This is a genomic window from Bartonella sp. AU16XJBT (assembly GCF_028618665.1).
In the GTDB taxonomy this organism is placed as follows: Bacteria; Pseudomonadota; Alphaproteobacteria; order Rhizobiales; family Rhizobiaceae; genus Bartonella.
In genome coordinates this window covers 1-13508 of sequence record NZ_JAQITF010000013.1, presented here as the reverse complement: position 1 = coordinate 13508, position 13508 = coordinate 1, and the positions used below count along the sequence as shown (strand labels likewise).

Sequence of the window (13508 nt, the reverse complement as noted above, 5' to 3'; positions counted from 1 at the left end):
TCAGACCACCTCTTGTGGTTTATACAATTTTACTTAATTTGTTGTTATTTGTTCCCTATTTTTCTTTGGAGTAAAGGCTAAGATCTCCTTTTTTCTCCATCTTACGGCTCTTCCTAGCTTATAGGGTTGCGGAAACTCCCCTTGAAGCACCCAATTGCGAATCGTTGTGGTTGATACACTAAAAAGCTGTGCACATTCACGGGTTGTTACATATCTATCGCCATCATCAAATATCATCTCATTACCTTTCTATTTTTATATTACTTATTACTTAAGTGGGTGGGGGTGCTGGGAGGAGAGAGCACCCCCATAACGTCAAGCGGCTTTTGTCAAAATCTTTTGCATCTCTTGTTCTATTTCTGCTAAAAAGACTTCGACCGCTTGATTAATCTGTTCAATGTGTTCTTCATCACGGTGAATGCGTTTGATTTTCATGCGCAGGTATGTTGATTGCCTCGTAAAACGTGGGTCATAACTGATAAAATCACACCATTTTCGTCCCGTACAAGCCATTTGGAATTGCATTTGCGCGCGATATTCAGGCTTTATATGGTCATCTATAAAAAAACGTAGATGATTTGGGGATTGTGGGCATTTGACTTCAACTAAACCGTCATCACTAACAAACCCATCAGGACTAGCCCCCGCCATTTGGATTGTGGGGTGCTGGATAAAACCGCATTGAGAGACTTCAGTATCATAAATGAATGCATATTCTTTTAGGGCATCTTCTTCATGTTCAATGCCCCATTGCATAGCAGGCGTTGTATAAAATTGGCTTACTTCTTCTGTTAAACGCTCTGTAATGAGTTTAATTTTATAGTCTTCATATTTGCTTGTAGGGGTTCCCTTTGCTGTTTTACTGAGTATGTTGTAAACGTTTGAAGCGGTAACTTTGCCTAAACGGGCTTGAAACCATTCTGCTGTTCTTTGTTCCATTTCACACCGCCTTTTGTTGCTCTTGTTGTGCTTTATTCATTTGTGAGCGTTGCTTTTTTTTCAAAGCAAACAAAACAGTTTGGGCTTGTTTATAAGACATCTGTGTGAGATTTTTTACGCCTATAAAAGAAAGAATATCGCTTTCCTTTGCTTGTGTCTGTTCCATTAATTCTTTGATTTCATTCATCTGTTCCGGTGTGACACCTGCTATAAGCGTTATTCCATCTGTATCGTCTTCTTTTCTTGCAACATTAAGAAGCATGCCTAAGAGATATCGACGTGCGTAGCTTATAGTAGAACCAACCGCTTGTACGTTGTTTTTACTTCCAGTAGTGTCAAAAGGAAATGTTCCTTGTGTTGATATTTCATTGCCCGATATATGCTTTAAAGTCATTTCTACGGTTATGCTATTTGAACTCTGCTCTTTGATACGAGAGAACAAGGCAAAGTGATATTTTGAAAGAGGTTCTTTGATAGCATCAATATATTTATCAAGCGTTGTATAGAGGCTTTTAGTATGTGTATTAAGGGCGTTTTGTTCGATATCTTTATATTCCATTTGTATAGCGGAAAGATCACGAACAAAGTTTTGGCGCTCTTGTCGTTCTATCTCCTTTTCTCGTAATTCGAGAAGGCTCTTGAGACGGTCCAGATCAACATCATTTTCTAAAGCTCTTTCTAAAATAAGCTCCATAGCTGTAGATTTGACTTCACAATCGTTTGTTTTGTTTACTTCTGTTAAGTTCGTGTTTAGTTCATTCATTTTGCTTTCCTCCATTGAAGACGCAACTCACCCGTGGCGTGAATCACGCATGTGTTAAAAGTTGGTTTGGTTGTTAGAGTTTGGATTTTATAGGCTGTATGATGTCTTCAGAAATTATGGTATCTACATAAGGCTCGTCTTTATACCCAGAGATAGTGATACAAAGTTCACTTAGATTGTGCGTATTTTTTCACAACTAACTGCACACACAAGGTAGGTTTAATTTCATATTTATACATGATTTATTTTTTTTCGTTTGTTGTGATACGACTTTCTCCGCAGATCTCTGAATCTCCGTAAATTTTTGCGTCGCCATAAACTCTTGCATTGGGATAAACAATTGCATTTCCGTAAATCTGTGCGTTTTCAAAAATGCGACCACCACCATACACTCGGGCGTTATTATAAATTTTTGCATTGTCATAAATTTTTGAACCCCAAGTAACACAAGCATTATCATAGACCCAGCAATTGCCATCATGAGAGAGATTGCTTTCATTTTCTATAAAGCCCCCAAGGTCGCCAGCCTTAACATCATCAAAATCTCTTAAAGCACGAATGCGGTACAATGTATGGCAACTTACAATATCGGTGGTTTCATCGGTCAGTTCGTATTTCTTTTTTATCATAATAACCTCCTCTTAATGCATGCTTTGTCGTTTAAGTTCTTGAGACAACACACCAATGCCTTTTGCTGTGATTTTTGCGCAAGGAATGACTTTTTCTATTCCACATGCAGTTTGAAGCGTGATGGTTGGACAATCCATAAGTTGCTTTTGGATTTTGTCTTGATACGGTAGCAAATTTCCACCCGCTGCACGTCTGTAAATCCACCCTTTTTGCTGTAAGAATTGAATGAATTGTTTTGGTTGCATCTCGAGTATTTTAGCAGCTTCTGTAAGACCAAAGAGCCCATCATGGCGCTGTAAGCTTTCAAGAGCCATGGCTTTTGGTGTTAAATCTTCAATGATGGTGTCTTTTTGATCTATTTGACCTTGTAGGTAATTCAAAAAGCCAATCATAGCTTTTGGACTTGAATAGTCGATTTGTGGTGCTACCACTTGCTTTACACGCTTTTCACATTCGATAAAGTATAAACGGGCTTCTCTCCCTTTCTGATTGTTCTCAAGCATAGAAAGTTCTTTGGCTCTATCGAGTGTGAGATAGTAGTTAATCGCGATAACAGCCCTAGATTTTGCGCTCGCCAAATTTGGCGACCGCAAATCTTGTGTTTTTACAAAGTCTTGTCCTTCTATAAAATTGTATCTGGTAATACGGTCCTTAATCCAATTTGAAAAGTCACGTTTTGCCTCTAAGAATGCATGCAGATCACGTGCATTTACTGTCTGAACTATTTCCTGATCAATGATTTGTTCTTTAATCTCTATGAGAGTGTTCATGATGAACTCCTATGCAGTCTGTTTAATTTTATTTTTAAGATGCATCATGATAGCTGCTCGTATTTCAGGGCTCGAAAAATCGATTTGGGGATTAGCTGCTTGCTCTTCTAATTTTTTCCAATAATCTATGATTTTTGCGCGTAACACAGTGTTGTAACCTAAAATGACAATAAGAGATTCACGTTTAGGAAGATGGTAACAAGGAAGAGTACGACCTGTTGAATCTTTGTATAATCCAGCAAAATTACTCAGGTCGATTTTAAGTTCGCTAAATAGTTTACGAATATCTCGCATTACATGAGCATGTCTTTTACCGCATAACTCTGCAATTTCAATGCTAGACATGGTTGGAATTGTTTCATGTTTGTTTGTATTTTGCTGGATAGCAATTAGCTTTTCCATTACGGACCTCATATTGGGTGGGATTGATGGGAAAAAGGGGGCGCTTTTTCAAACGCCCTTAAGAATTTTAAAGCACATCACAAGGACGCAAACGGTGTTGTTGTTCATAAGTACCAAACATCTCATCATTATATTTTTCGTCTGCTAAATCAGATAAAAGGTCATGGTAAGCAACACTCTCGCGTACAAAGTCATGAACTTTACTCTCCTCATGGAGATGTTCGATATTTTCTTTTACATATGCTTCTGCAATTTCTTCAGAGATATCTTCACAATTATTCTCAGAAGGATTGATGCGAAGAATTTGGATTGCATCATCTGCCTCGTCAATAATTTTTAGAACTTGGCTTTCATCAAGTGGTCCAGACCGACCAATGTTTTGATCATCATCATTATAGACAACTAATAAAATTTCATCAGAATTTATAAGAATTGGATTTTCCATAATTGCTCCTCCCTAACGCCTCTTGGCAATTGTTTGTGCGTGGTTTATGGATACCAATGTAGCGTATTTAGTAACATATGTCAATACATATGTACCGATTTTAGAAAATTTTTACATAAATATAAAAAGTCACTTAGAAAATTAAAACTGTAATTACTGAAAAAGGGATATATGTTTAGAATAGCTAGAGATTTAATAATACTAATTACATTGAATTTTAATATTCTAATCGATTATTTTGCAAATATTTGCATAATTCTCTCCTTAACAGAAATATACGATAAGAAGAAAATTATGCTCATATGATTTAACTATTTTAAAATCTCGGTGGTTTTATCCAGTCTATAGGCGCAGCCCAAATTAATGCAATATCTTTTATTTCTGGATACAACCTATTTAAACTCTCTAAATTAAATAAACCAGGCTTACTACCTTGCTTTATTATTTTGACAAAACAACGTCCATCTTGCGTATAGACAATTGCTTTTTTATTAAGAAGTAAACTTGGAGAAATGTTTTCTGAATAAAATAAAATAGATTTATCCTCAATGAAAGGTTCCATTGAGTCGCCTTCAACTTTTACTGCGTATGTATCCTTTGTAATATATGGGGGCATTTCCACTTCTTCAAGCCAACCGTCTTCATAGGGGATAATTTCTGAACCTGCTCCTACATAACCCATTAAGGGTATAGTTTTTTTTCGTGGAAGTGGGTATTTTGTGATTTCCTCAATTGCTATACCTTCTTGTGCACTTATTCCTCGTTCACCTGTCAGCATTTTATTAACTGCAGAGCGGTAGATAGGGCGATGCACCTTCTCACTTAGTTGTCTGGCAAGCGATGATTGAGATAATCCAGATTCTTGTAAGGCTTCACTTAGCCAAATTTTCATAATGTTATTCATGGTTTCCATTATATCTTTGTTAGAAAAAAAATCTTTTATGATTTTCGTTACATTTTCTATTGATATTGTACCTAAATAAGCTACAATATGACTTATGAAACAATTTTCGGAAATAATAAATCTGTTAGGTGGGGTTCGTAGGGTATCTCAGTTGCTTGGGGTTCATAGAACACGCGTGTACGTCTGGCTCCGTCCTGTATCAAAAGGTGGAACTGGTGGGAGAATTCCAACAAAACATATCCCAATTCTTTTGAATGAAGCCAACAGAATTGGAGCACCGATTAAGGCAGAAGACTTTTTCTCGTTTTTTTATAGGACGCAATCATGTGATTCTAAATTATCTTCACAATCTACTTTTATTGCTGCCCCTACAGATAATAACGAACATCAACAGCAGCATTCACACTCTTAAAGAAGAAAGATCAGAGATGATAGATGTCCCACAAATCTCCATAAGCAAAGTCCAGTTGATTGATCTTGTTAATAATATTGGAGAGGCAACCATATATTATGGTGTCCGTTCGCCTCAAGATGCATCTTTTGAAACAAGAATAGATCCCTCATCAACAGGTTATTTTGTCTATATGCTATATAGTATCTTTGCGCGTGATGATAGAAATTATTTTCCATTATTGCCGTACGATGATTTTAATCAATGGTTTTCATCTGCGTTTACGCAAGCTTTTACAACTTGGTTTGATAATTATTTTTCTCAAGAGTTGTTATCTTTTTATCGCTTAAATGAGCTGATCTTGTTTATGATCTTAGTCAAAGATAAGCTTGATCTCTTAAGGCTTGATCTCTTAAGGGATGAAGTTATCAAAAAAAGAAATCAAATTAATAAATCATAGCATAAAAACGTTTTCCTAAGTAAATTAATCCAATTTTTTAAAGTCTATGAGGTCGGTTTGTGTCGTTACAGTCATTGTTGTTTCTGGTTTCAATGGGGATGTATGAGTAATGATTAAAGTAACTTGGGCTTTTATATCTTCTTCACGCGCTGCTACAAAAATAAGGATTCCTGTGTACTTATCTTCTAAGGGAGCTATAGAAATATTAACATCAATTTCTTGTCCCGTTCGAAAATCCTTTGCTTTCTCACAGTATCCGGATGATATTGTGTGTAACGTTGGTCTGGCATCAGGATTAACATATGGTGCTTGCATTTGCCACAATCTTGTTTCTGGTTTGTATCTAATGCCATATCCAAGAATAAAGCGAGAACCATCTTTTAGCTTTATATTTAAAACGTGGATGACAGTTTGTGCATTGTTTTTTATTTTTAAACAAAGAAGCGTCCACTTGCCTTTTGTTGGAAAATGTGGGCCAGTTGTATATATGGAAGGTGGCGTTCCTAAATCCTCTACTCTTTTGTTATCTAACAAAAATTTAATATGTTCTTCTGACCATTTGGCAATATCTTTTGTCGATATCGCTTGCTCTTTAAGGGCTATCGTCTGTTCTTGGCTTTCTGCAAATTGCTTGCTTACCCATTCTCTATCTTCTTCTCGTTTTTTTGCAGCTTTTTCTAAATCATCTTTCCGGATTTTGGCTGCTTCTTTACGGTCTTTATTTCTTAAAATAAGCGCTACTGAAAGCGACACAGCAAATGACACAAAACCTGTAAGAAATATCTTTATCCATTCTTGCATCTTTCCCCTCCCCACTTTTTTAGAATCATTGGGAGGTTACTTTTTCACAAACATTTTTGCAAGACAGGCAATCGCAACGCGCTCTGTCATAACGCACGCATAAACACACAGCAACCTTAAGGGGGGATAATGATCACTAACGCACAAACCATTTTATGTCTTGATCTAGGGACTAAGACAGGCTGGGCGATACGTGGTGCGGATGGTCACATAACAAGCGATACAGAGCATTTTCAATCACGCCGTTTTGAAGGCGGTGGTATGCGTTATCTGCGCTTTAAGAAGTGGCTTACTGAACTAAAGAGATCTGTTGATGAAATTGACGCGGTGTATTTTGAAGAGGTGCGCCGGCATGTGGGTACAGACGCTTCTCATATTTATGGGGGCTTTCTAGCAACCTTAACAGCGTGGTGTGAACATCATCAGATACCATATGAAGGCATTCCTGTTGGCACAATTAAGAAAGCAACAACAGGAAAAGGCAACGCCTCAAAAGTAGAAATGATTAAGGCGATGTATGCAAAAGGGCACGCGCCTGAAGATGATAATGAAGCAGATGCTTTAGCAATTTTATATTTAAAGAAAGAAGGGGGTATGCATGTCTAATGGTATGCCATGGATAAGATTCCATTTGTATGACTGGATAAGTGGTACAGATGGAATGACATTGGAGCAAAGGGGGGCTTATATGACGCTTCTCATTTGCATGTATGAAAAAAAAGAACCACTTAAAACAGATTTTCAAACGCTTGCACGCGTTTGTCATTGTTCGCAGAAAAAATTTGCAGCTATTGTCGAATATCTCATGAGAAATGATAAACTTATTGAGATAGATGGCGGGTTGTGGAATACGCGTGTTGAAGAAGAGCTTAATAACTTCAGTGAAGAGCTAGATAATTTTACCTCTAATAATAATGAAGAAAAGGAGGTAAAATATGTCAACTAAATTGGCTTGGACGAGACTTAATACAGATCAGTGGCTATTTAAACTTTCTGATTTACCACCTATGGAAGTCAATGTTTATGTGAAGTTGCGAATAAGAATGTTACACACGCGTGAACCTCTTTTGAATGATTCACGAGTATTATCTCATTTTACTTGTTGTACAGTAAAAAGATTTGAAAAGGCGTTAGATTATTTATTTAGATCTGGGCACATCATTTCTTTAGAAGATGGTCGTTTGTGGAGTTCAGATGTTGAGGAAGAACTCAATAACTCAAATGAAAATATAAATAAATTTTCAGAGAGAGCACAGAAGGCAGCGCAAGCAAAATGGGCAAAACGTCATAAAGAAAAAACAATTAGCGATGATCAAAATGCTAAGCATGATGCTAAAGCAATGCTTAATGATGCTAAGCATGATGCTAACGATATGCTTAAGCATACTACAAGCAATGCTAATGCAATGCTTAATGATGCCATTAACAATAACAATAACATATATAATAAAAAAACTAATACTATCGTATTAGCAAAAAAAGAAATTGGTTCTGAAAATTTAGAAACGAACGATTTGGTTCACGAGCCAATCGAGGTTGATGCTGTTGAGAGCCAATCAGAGCAAATCGAAACGGGTGTAGAAAACCAATCTCCCATTCACGAGCAAGAAAACGTTCTCAAAAAAGCCAAGCAGTCAAAAGCTAATCGAGGTTGTCGATTGCCTGCGGATTTCGAACCCGATTACGATTTTGCCATTGCAGAGGGCTTGCCTCCAAAGCGTGTCAAAGTCGAAATCGCAAAGTTTAGAGATTTTTGGAATGCCAAGGCAGGTAAGGACGCTAGCAAGCGAGATTGGCAAGCAACGTGGCGTAACTGGGTGCGCAAGGCTATCGAGGATTTAGAAAAAACAAAAAACACGAACAACAATGGTGGAAATTATGGAAACTTTTCAAAAGATCAAAGAACTTGTGGTGGTACCGGAGAGGCAATCCGTAACCTTATCGGTACAGGACAGCTTAGTGATGCCTCTACAAAACGCCATGCAACAGATGGCAAAATATGTAACACTGGAATGTCCTTGGACCTTGATCAGTGGCATGAAATTGACGCCAGCTCTAGAGAAACAAGCTTTAGAAGCTTATCAGACAGTCCAAAACTTACTTTCCTTGAAAGCGTCTGTTGAAGATATTGCAGAGGCTCTTGATGTGCTTGAAGGCGGTTTGACAATGCAAAAAGTTTCCAATGCACAAGCACGTGCAAAGGCTTATATCGCTGCTCTTAACGGCATCTCACTCTGGTCTTTGTTGCAAGCTGTTAAAAATCTTATCCGTGGAGAAGCCAAAGGCATGTCAACAACCTTTGTTCCCTCTTGTGCTGATCTTGCGCAGTATTGTCGTGATTTAGAAAGCGGGCTTTATGGCACTGCTGAGAAAGTTTTTATCGCTGTTGAAAATACGCGTAACAAAGCATTAGGAGGCAAGCGCATTTCATTCGCGAGAATAGGCAAGCCTAGTGAAGAGTATGACAGTGGTAATTCCAAAGCAGCCTAAAAACAGCAAAATAGTGAAAAGTGCTGATGGTTTTGTAATTAGATATGCGTTTAAATCGATAAAAAGATACCGTACAAAGCGATTTAAAGATTTTATGATGAAAACAACATCTGTAATATAAAACGCTCTGTACGGTCAAATTTGAGGTAAATTAACCTATTGGTAAAAATAGGAATTAAAACATGGAAATATTAAAACGACGATTCTTTAAAAAACGTAAACAGCCTATGCAAGTAATGCACAAAAAATTTATTGCAACGGCTGTTGGTTATGTTCCATGGGGAGATGGAGCAGCAGAGTATTTTTATAATCTCTACGAATATGAAGATGGCACAAGGGAGTATGAAAAGTTTGATGGTGCTCAATATTACACCATACCAAAGAATGCGGATTTCAGTACCAAGGCGCAAGTGAAAGCATGGGTTTATGGAGGAAATTTGCCAAAAAGCGTTCTCAATTACGAGCCTCTTATAGACGAGATTAACAGAGAGATCAAAAAACTATCGAAAACCGCAGGAAATGAAAATGTTTACAGATAAGCAACTAAGAGCCTTGTTTGGCATTATAGTTTTTATATTTTTATGCTTTTTAGATATCAAAAAAAATCCCTATTTTATTCAAAGTATTTTGATATTTGCCTCTTTTGGTTTGATAATAATAACAAATATTTTTGTAATTTTATGCAATTCTCATATTCCTTTTGAATTGCAAAATAATCCAAAATATAAACATGATGATACAACGGGTTGGGTGATCCTAACACATGATTTACAACAATATATGCACAAACTCTTAAAGATAATAATTTTAGCGCTTGTCGTTTTAATTTTTCCAAATAGTTATGGAGAGGCTGTTTCTTTGCCTGTCACTTCTAAGCACGTGGAACACCAGTTTTCTTTTTCATTGGATACCGTATTTGGGTATTTAGACATTGTGCTTTGGTACTACTTTTTATGCTGTGTATTGTTTCTTATGTTTCGTACACGCAGTTTAATAAATATATCCATCTACATACTACAGTCTTGTACTAAAAAGCCATAGCAAAATTTCCAATTTATAAGACTTTTTAGGTTAATCGGTGCTGTATCTTCTTAACACTCTATTAATGAAATCAACTAAAGAAATCACAAACATATTGAAAGGGGTGTAGCAATGACTCATATCTGCTCACCATTGAGATATCCAGGCGGTAAAGCCATACTTTATGGAAAAATCAAAGAAATTTTTGAAAAAAATGGATTAAATGGATGTTCCTATAGGGAACCTTTTGCTGGTGGATGTGGGCTTGCGCTCAAGCTTCTTTTGAATAATGACGTTAAAGATATTCATATTAACGATATTGATCCATTCATTTGGAGCTTTTGGCATTGTGTCTTACACAAAACAGAAGAATTAATAGAAAAAATTAACACAACGGCCGTTAGCTTAGAAGAATGGTATAAACAAAAAGAAATTTCTTCTGAACAAGCAGATGTACTTAGCCTAGGATTTGCTGCACTCTTTTTAAATCGTACAAATCGATCTGGAATTATTAAAAATTCTGGTCCAATTGGAGGCAAAGGACAAAATGGCAATTATAAAATAAATTGCCGATTTAACAAAAAAAACATCATTGAACGCATTCTTCGCATAAGTACGCACAAAGATAGGATACATTTAACACGGTTAGATGCACGAGAGTTTTTGCTACGTTATGGGACAGATAAAGATGAAAATATTTTCTTTTATATGGACCCTCCTTATTTTAAAAAAGGACGAGGATTATATGCTTCATTTTATCAAGCTAACGATCATCAGGTATTAGAAAATACCCTTTCCCAACATGTGAATGCGCCCTGGTTGATCACCTATGATAATGTAGAAGAAATTAAATCTTTGTACAGAAAATATCCCTTAGTAGAATTCAACATACAGTATTCTCTACAGGAGAAAAGGCAAGCTACTGAACTGATGATTTTTTCGCCTAAAATCAAAATGCCTCAATTCTTAGAAAAGAACACAATATCACTTCTCAAAGCAGCTTGATTGCGTGAATAGGAGCTTTAATCAAATGCTTGCACCATTTGGCAAAACCTTACGTAAAATTCGTATAGATCATGCAGAGCGTCTATTAGATATGGCTGAGAAATTAGGTATATCTGTAGCGTTTTTATCTTCTGTCGAGATTGGCAAAAAATCTGTGCCCGTTGGTATGGAAGAAAAGGTCATAGAATTATACGATTTAGATCAAGATATGGCTTCTCTCTTAAAAAAAGAAGCTGATATTTATCGCAAGAATTTTACAATAAACTCTTCTGATCCACTTAACCATGAAATGCCTAACCCGTTTGTTAGAAATTTTAAGTGCCTTTCACAAAAAAATCTAACAGAGTTCAAGGAATTCATGAAGAAAATAGAAAAGAAACAGCAAAATAAATTACCTTGATCTCCTTATCGTATAGGTATGCCGTAAAACATAATGTTATATGTTAATAATTAATAATATCCTTTTGAAATAATTGAAAAAATAATAAAATTATGCTAGTTTTTTTACATATTTAAACACAAACTTAAGGTAACAAAAAACATGTTGAATAAAGTGATCTTAATTGGCTATTTAGGGGCAGATCCCGAAAGCAAAACGATGACTTCTGGAGCTGAAATAGTCAATTTTAGGTTGGCTACTTCTGAAAGCTATACGGATAAAAACACGCACCAAAAAGTAGAGAAAACTGAATGGCATTCCGTGGTAGTTTTTAATCCACATTTGGCAAAAATAGCTCTTCAGTATCTCAGTAAAGGTTCAAAGGTTTACATAGAAGGCAAATTACAAACCCGTAAATGGCAAGATAAAAACGGTCATGACCGTTACACAACAGAGATTGTCTTGTCACAATATAAAGGTGAATTGCATTTGCTTGATGCAAAAAAAGAGCAATCTACCCCCTCACCCATTACTTCTCAAAATTATGCTATCGCCTCTGGTGCCTCCGATTATAGCGTATCTCTTAATGACAGTATGCCATTCTGATTGAAAAAATATGACAAAAAGAAAAAAACATGCAAAACGTGGACGTCCACGGATTAAGGGATGTACCAGAGAACCCAATGGTCGTATCTCACGAGTCAAAACACCACATGAACCCATAAATAAATTGGCAATAGAAATGCGTGCCAAACGCTTTGGCTTGACCATAGAAGAAGCAAAAAATCCACTTTCCGGTACTTATATCGGACGGCTTTATCTGAAAGGTGTGATTAATCAAGATCAATACGATGTTGCACAAAAATATATTGAAGTGAGAAATAATTACCTCTGTGCAAAAGCCTTACCAAATGCAATTTATGATGATTTTACTCCTTCATCAAATGAAGAGGCACAACAACGATGGATTGAAAGAGCAACTCATTGTTATGAAGAAATGAAAGAGGTTATCAAAGAAGCACAATGTTTTTACCATCAATATAATCTTCATGCCGCATTACAATATCTTGTTAGTGAAGATCAATCACTATCTCATCTTGTAGGTTCGCTGTATGTTGCTCTTAATGCGCTCCATAAACATTTTACGCAAAACCAATAAGTTTCAAGCGGCATCTTGGATACTAATGGTAACTTCTTTGCCAAGAGTAATAAGAGTGGATTCTAAAGCATCTAATTTTGTTGCGTGGTTTAAATCCAATAATCGGTCAATTTGTATTGGATTGAGTTTTAAAAGACGCGTAAGATCAGCTTTGCGTAAATTCTTTTCAACCATAGCGTTGTGTATTGCAATTTTTAAAATAACTAATGAAGATACTTCAACAAAAGGATAGGCAGCATCACGAGCTCCAAAAGGGACAACTTCTCGATCTTGGAAACGCCCCATAATAACTGTTAAAAGGGCATTTTTAGCGTGTTCCAAAGCCTCTTTTTCGTCGTTACCATAGGTAATAAATTCTTGAAAGTCTTTGGAAACGACAAGAAGAGTATCATTGTCATCTTTGATAAATTTAAGTGCATATTTCATTTACATCTCCATATTCAGACTTACCTTAGGTCAAGATCTTTAAGAATCTTTTGAACTAATCCCGTTCCTAATTCTTTCCGCGTACCATGCATAGGTAAAACGGATTTTTTAGAACCACGTTTTACAAGCAAATGGCCACCTTTCCCTGAGGTAAAACTGCAACCATGTTTCGTAAGATATCTTTTTAATTCTTGACTGTTCATAAATATAATATAACATCTAAAATGTTTAAATGCAACATAAATGTTGTTATTTGTATAAAATTAAAGATTGGCTTTTAAAATACTAAGTTTTGATCAAAAAAATTAAAAATATATAATATCGTGATTTTTCTATTGACAATACGTGAAAAATCGTATTTAGTGGCAGTACGGCACTAGTCGTATTGTATCTAAAGTTCAAAAATATCCCCTAAAATTTGATAAAATATTAAGCTTTCAAGAGGGCTTAAAGTACTGTTTTTATTGATAAAACAGACTAATCTATTTTGCACATATCAAACGCCATTCAGTAACCAATGATGT

At 36.1% G+C, this 13508-nt stretch carries 23 protein-coding genes; 12 read left to right on the top strand and 11 right to left on the bottom strand.

Annotated elements, in window-relative coordinates; translation table 11 throughout:
- Positions 1 to 33: 33 nt before the first annotated feature.
- The 8 genes from PVV66_RS07470 to PVV66_RS07435 form a co-directional block, all read right to left on the bottom strand.
- The gene (locus PVV66_RS07470; protein ID WP_007347214.1) at positions 34 to 237 is read right to left on the bottom strand and encodes an AlpA family transcriptional regulator; all 204 of its coding nucleotides are present in this window, start codon (positions 235 to 237) and stop codon (positions 34 to 36) included.
- A 78-nt stretch (positions 238 to 315) separates the two neighbouring features.
- Complete coding sequence (locus tag PVV66_RS07465; RefSeq protein ID WP_273719159.1) at positions 316 to 939, bottom strand: lambda exonuclease family protein; 624 nt, start codon at positions 937 to 939, stop codon at positions 316 to 318.
- Position 940: 1 nt separating this feature from the next.
- Entirely contained in the window at positions 941 to 1702 is a 762-nt protein-coding gene (locus PVV66_RS07460; protein ID WP_273719160.1) for an ERF family protein, read from the bottom strand.
- 242 nt (positions 1703 to 1944) lie between these two features.
- Positions 1945 to 2331: a hypothetical protein gene (locus PVV66_RS07455; RefSeq protein ID WP_273719161.1), complete on the bottom strand. Its 387-nt coding sequence runs from the start codon at positions 2329 to 2331 to the stop codon at positions 1945 to 1947.
- Positions 2332 to 2343: 12 nt separating this feature from the next.
- Entirely contained in the window at positions 2344 to 3102 is a 759-nt protein-coding gene (locus tag PVV66_RS07450; RefSeq protein ID WP_273719162.1) for an antA/AntB antirepressor family protein, read from the bottom strand.
- 9 nt (positions 3103 to 3111) lie between these two features.
- A complete protein-coding gene (locus PVV66_RS07445; protein WP_012230865.1) occupies positions 3112 to 3504 on the bottom strand; it encodes a Rha family transcriptional regulator in 393 nt (130 codons plus the stop codon).
- A gap of 67 nt (positions 3505 to 3571) precedes the next feature.
- Positions 3572 to 3949, bottom strand: coding sequence for a hypothetical protein (locus tag PVV66_RS07440; protein WP_273719163.1), 378 nt, complete (start codon positions 3947 to 3949; stop codon positions 3572 to 3574).
- A 316-nt stretch (positions 3950 to 4265) separates the two neighbouring features.
- Complete coding sequence (locus tag PVV66_RS07435; RefSeq protein WP_273719164.1) at positions 4266 to 4862, bottom strand: S24 family peptidase; 597 nt, start codon at positions 4860 to 4862, stop codon at positions 4266 to 4268.
- Between the two features lie 85 nt (positions 4863 to 4947).
- On the opposite strand from PVV66_RS07435, the gene PVV66_RS07430 reads away from it, so the two are divergent.
- Positions 4948 to 5265, top strand: a complete 318-nt coding sequence (locus PVV66_RS07430; protein ID WP_273719165.1) for a hypothetical protein — start codon at positions 4948 to 4950, stop codon at positions 5263 to 5265.
- Positions 5266 to 5281: 16 nt separating this feature from the next.
- Positions 5282 to 5704, top strand: a complete 423-nt coding sequence (locus PVV66_RS07425) for a hypothetical protein (RefSeq protein WP_273719166.1) — start codon at positions 5282 to 5284, stop codon at positions 5702 to 5704.
- Between the two features lie 24 nt (positions 5705 to 5728).
- Here PVV66_RS07425 and PVV66_RS07420 read toward each other — a convergent pair whose 3' ends face one another.
- Positions 5729 to 6505, bottom strand: coding sequence for a hypothetical protein (locus PVV66_RS07420; protein WP_273719167.1), 777 nt, complete (start codon positions 6503 to 6505; stop codon positions 5729 to 5731).
- Between the two features lie 129 nt (positions 6506 to 6634).
- Here PVV66_RS07420 and PVV66_RS07415 point away from each other — a divergent pair, with 129 nt between their 5' ends.
- The 10 genes from PVV66_RS07415 (at position 6635) to PVV66_RS07370 (ending at position 12558) form a co-directional block, all read left to right on the top strand.
- Positions 6635 to 7111 (top strand): crossover junction endodeoxyribonuclease RuvC, encoded by a 477-nt coding sequence (locus tag PVV66_RS07415; protein ID WP_273719168.1) that lies wholly within the window; start codon positions 6635 to 6637, stop codon positions 7109 to 7111.
- Entirely contained in the window at positions 7104 to 7451 is a 348-nt protein-coding gene (locus PVV66_RS07410) for a YdaU family protein (RefSeq protein WP_273719169.1), read from the top strand. The genes PVV66_RS07415 and PVV66_RS07410 overlap by 8 nt, the downstream gene beginning before the upstream one ends.
- Positions 7441 to 8628, top strand: a complete 1188-nt coding sequence (locus tag PVV66_RS07405; protein ID WP_273719170.1) for a DUF1376 domain-containing protein — start codon at positions 7441 to 7443, stop codon at positions 8626 to 8628. The genes PVV66_RS07410 and PVV66_RS07405 overlap by 11 nt, the downstream gene beginning before the upstream one ends.
- A complete protein-coding gene (locus PVV66_RS07400) occupies positions 8612 to 8995 on the top strand; it encodes a hypothetical protein (RefSeq protein WP_273719171.1) in 384 nt (127 codons plus the stop codon). The genes PVV66_RS07405 and PVV66_RS07400 overlap by 17 nt, the downstream gene beginning before the upstream one ends.
- A gap of 182 nt (positions 8996 to 9177) precedes the next feature.
- Positions 9178 to 9534, top strand: coding sequence for a baseplate wedge protein 53 (locus PVV66_RS07395; RefSeq protein ID WP_273719172.1), 357 nt, complete (start codon positions 9178 to 9180; stop codon positions 9532 to 9534).
- Entirely contained in the window at positions 9521 to 10036 is a 516-nt protein-coding gene (locus tag PVV66_RS07390) for a hypothetical protein (RefSeq protein WP_273719173.1), read from the top strand. Before PVV66_RS07395 ends, PVV66_RS07390 begins: the two co-directional genes overlap by 14 nt.
- 111 nt (positions 10037 to 10147) lie before the next feature.
- The gene (locus PVV66_RS07385) at positions 10148 to 11020 is read left to right on the top strand and encodes a DNA adenine methylase (protein WP_012230849.1); all 873 of its coding nucleotides are present in this window, start codon (positions 10148 to 10150) and stop codon (positions 11018 to 11020) included.
- 25 nt (positions 11021 to 11045) lie between these two features.
- Positions 11046 to 11420: a helix-turn-helix domain-containing protein gene (locus PVV66_RS07380; RefSeq protein WP_273719174.1), complete on the top strand. Its 375-nt coding sequence runs from the start codon at positions 11046 to 11048 to the stop codon at positions 11418 to 11420.
- Between the two features lie 141 nt (positions 11421 to 11561).
- Positions 11562 to 12005, top strand: a complete 444-nt coding sequence (gene ssb, locus PVV66_RS07375) for a single-stranded DNA-binding protein (RefSeq protein ID WP_273719175.1) — start codon at positions 11562 to 11564, stop codon at positions 12003 to 12005.
- A gap of 10 nt (positions 12006 to 12015) precedes the next feature.
- On the top strand, positions 12016 to 12558 hold the full coding sequence (locus PVV66_RS07370; RefSeq protein ID WP_273719176.1) for a hypothetical protein: 543 nt from the start codon (positions 12016 to 12018) through the stop codon (positions 12556 to 12558).
- A gap of 3 nt (positions 12559 to 12561) precedes the next feature.
- On the opposite strand, the gene PVV66_RS07365 is transcribed toward PVV66_RS07370, so the two are convergent.
- Positions 12562 to 12984, bottom strand: a complete 423-nt coding sequence (locus PVV66_RS07365) for a type II toxin-antitoxin system HicB family antitoxin (RefSeq protein WP_273719177.1) — start codon at positions 12982 to 12984, stop codon at positions 12562 to 12564.
- A gap of 20 nt (positions 12985 to 13004) precedes the next feature.
- Positions 13005 to 13187, bottom strand: a complete 183-nt coding sequence (locus tag PVV66_RS07360) for a type II toxin-antitoxin system HicA family toxin (RefSeq protein ID WP_038473319.1) — start codon at positions 13185 to 13187, stop codon at positions 13005 to 13007.
- Positions 13188 to 13508 lie beyond the last annotated feature (321 nt).

Coding starts and splice junctions, on each gene's coding strand:
- PVV66_RS07470 (WP_007347214.1), bottom strand. CDS start 237: ATGATATTTGATGATGGCGATAGATATGTAACAACCCGTGAATGTGCA.
- PVV66_RS07465 (WP_273719159.1), bottom strand. CDS start 939: ATGGAACAAAGAACAGCAGAATGGTTTCAAGCCCGTTTAGGCAAAGTT.
- PVV66_RS07460 (WP_273719160.1), bottom strand. CDS start 1,702: ATGAATGAACTAAACACGAACTTAACAGAAGTAAACAAAACAAACGAT.
- PVV66_RS07455 (WP_273719161.1), bottom strand. CDS start 2,331: ATGATAAAAAAGAAATACGAACTGACCGATGAAACCACCGATATTGTA.
- PVV66_RS07450 (WP_273719162.1), bottom strand. CDS start 3,102: ATGAACACTCTCATAGAGATTAAAGAACAAATCATTGATCAGGAAATA.
- PVV66_RS07445 (WP_012230865.1), bottom strand. CDS start 3,504: ATGGAAAAGCTAATTGCTATCCAGCAAAATACAAACAAACATGAAACA.
- PVV66_RS07440 (WP_273719163.1), bottom strand. CDS start 3,949: ATGGAAAATCCAATTCTTATAAATTCTGATGAAATTTTATTAGTTGTC.
- PVV66_RS07435 (WP_273719164.1), bottom strand. CDS start 4,862: ATGGAAACCATGAATAACATTATGAAAATTTGGCTAAGTGAAGCCTTA.
- PVV66_RS07430 (WP_273719165.1), top strand. CDS start 4,948: ATGAAACAATTTTCGGAAATAATAAATCTGTTAGGTGGGGTTCGTAGG.
- PVV66_RS07425 (WP_273719166.1), top strand. CDS start 5,282: ATGATAGATGTCCCACAAATCTCCATAAGCAAAGTCCAGTTGATTGAT.
- PVV66_RS07420 (WP_273719167.1), bottom strand. CDS start 6,505: ATGCAAGAATGGATAAAGATATTTCTTACAGGTTTTGTGTCATTTGCT.
- PVV66_RS07415 (WP_273719168.1), top strand. CDS start 6,635: ATGATCACTAACGCACAAACCATTTTATGTCTTGATCTAGGGACTAAG.
- PVV66_RS07410 (WP_273719169.1), top strand. CDS start 7,104: ATGTCTAATGGTATGCCATGGATAAGATTCCATTTGTATGACTGGATA.
- PVV66_RS07405 (WP_273719170.1), top strand. CDS start 7,441: ATGTCAACTAAATTGGCTTGGACGAGACTTAATACAGATCAGTGGCTA.
- PVV66_RS07395 (WP_273719172.1), top strand. CDS start 9,178: ATGGAAATATTAAAACGACGATTCTTTAAAAAACGTAAACAGCCTATG.
- PVV66_RS07390 (WP_273719173.1), top strand. CDS start 9,521: ATGTTTACAGATAAGCAACTAAGAGCCTTGTTTGGCATTATAGTTTTT.
- PVV66_RS07385 (WP_012230849.1), top strand. CDS start 10,148: ATGACTCATATCTGCTCACCATTGAGATATCCAGGCGGTAAAGCCATA.
- PVV66_RS07380 (WP_273719174.1), top strand. CDS start 11,046: ATGCTTGCACCATTTGGCAAAACCTTACGTAAAATTCGTATAGATCAT.
- ssb (WP_273719175.1), top strand. CDS start 11,562: ATGTTGAATAAAGTGATCTTAATTGGCTATTTAGGGGCAGATCCCGAA.
- PVV66_RS07370 (WP_273719176.1), top strand. CDS start 12,016: ATGACAAAAAGAAAAAAACATGCAAAACGTGGACGTCCACGGATTAAG.
- PVV66_RS07365 (WP_273719177.1), bottom strand. CDS start 12,984: ATGAAATATGCACTTAAATTTATCAAAGATGACAATGATACTCTTCTT.
- PVV66_RS07360 (WP_038473319.1), bottom strand. CDS start 13,187: ATGAACAGTCAAGAATTAAAAAGATATCTTACGAAACATGGTTGCAGT.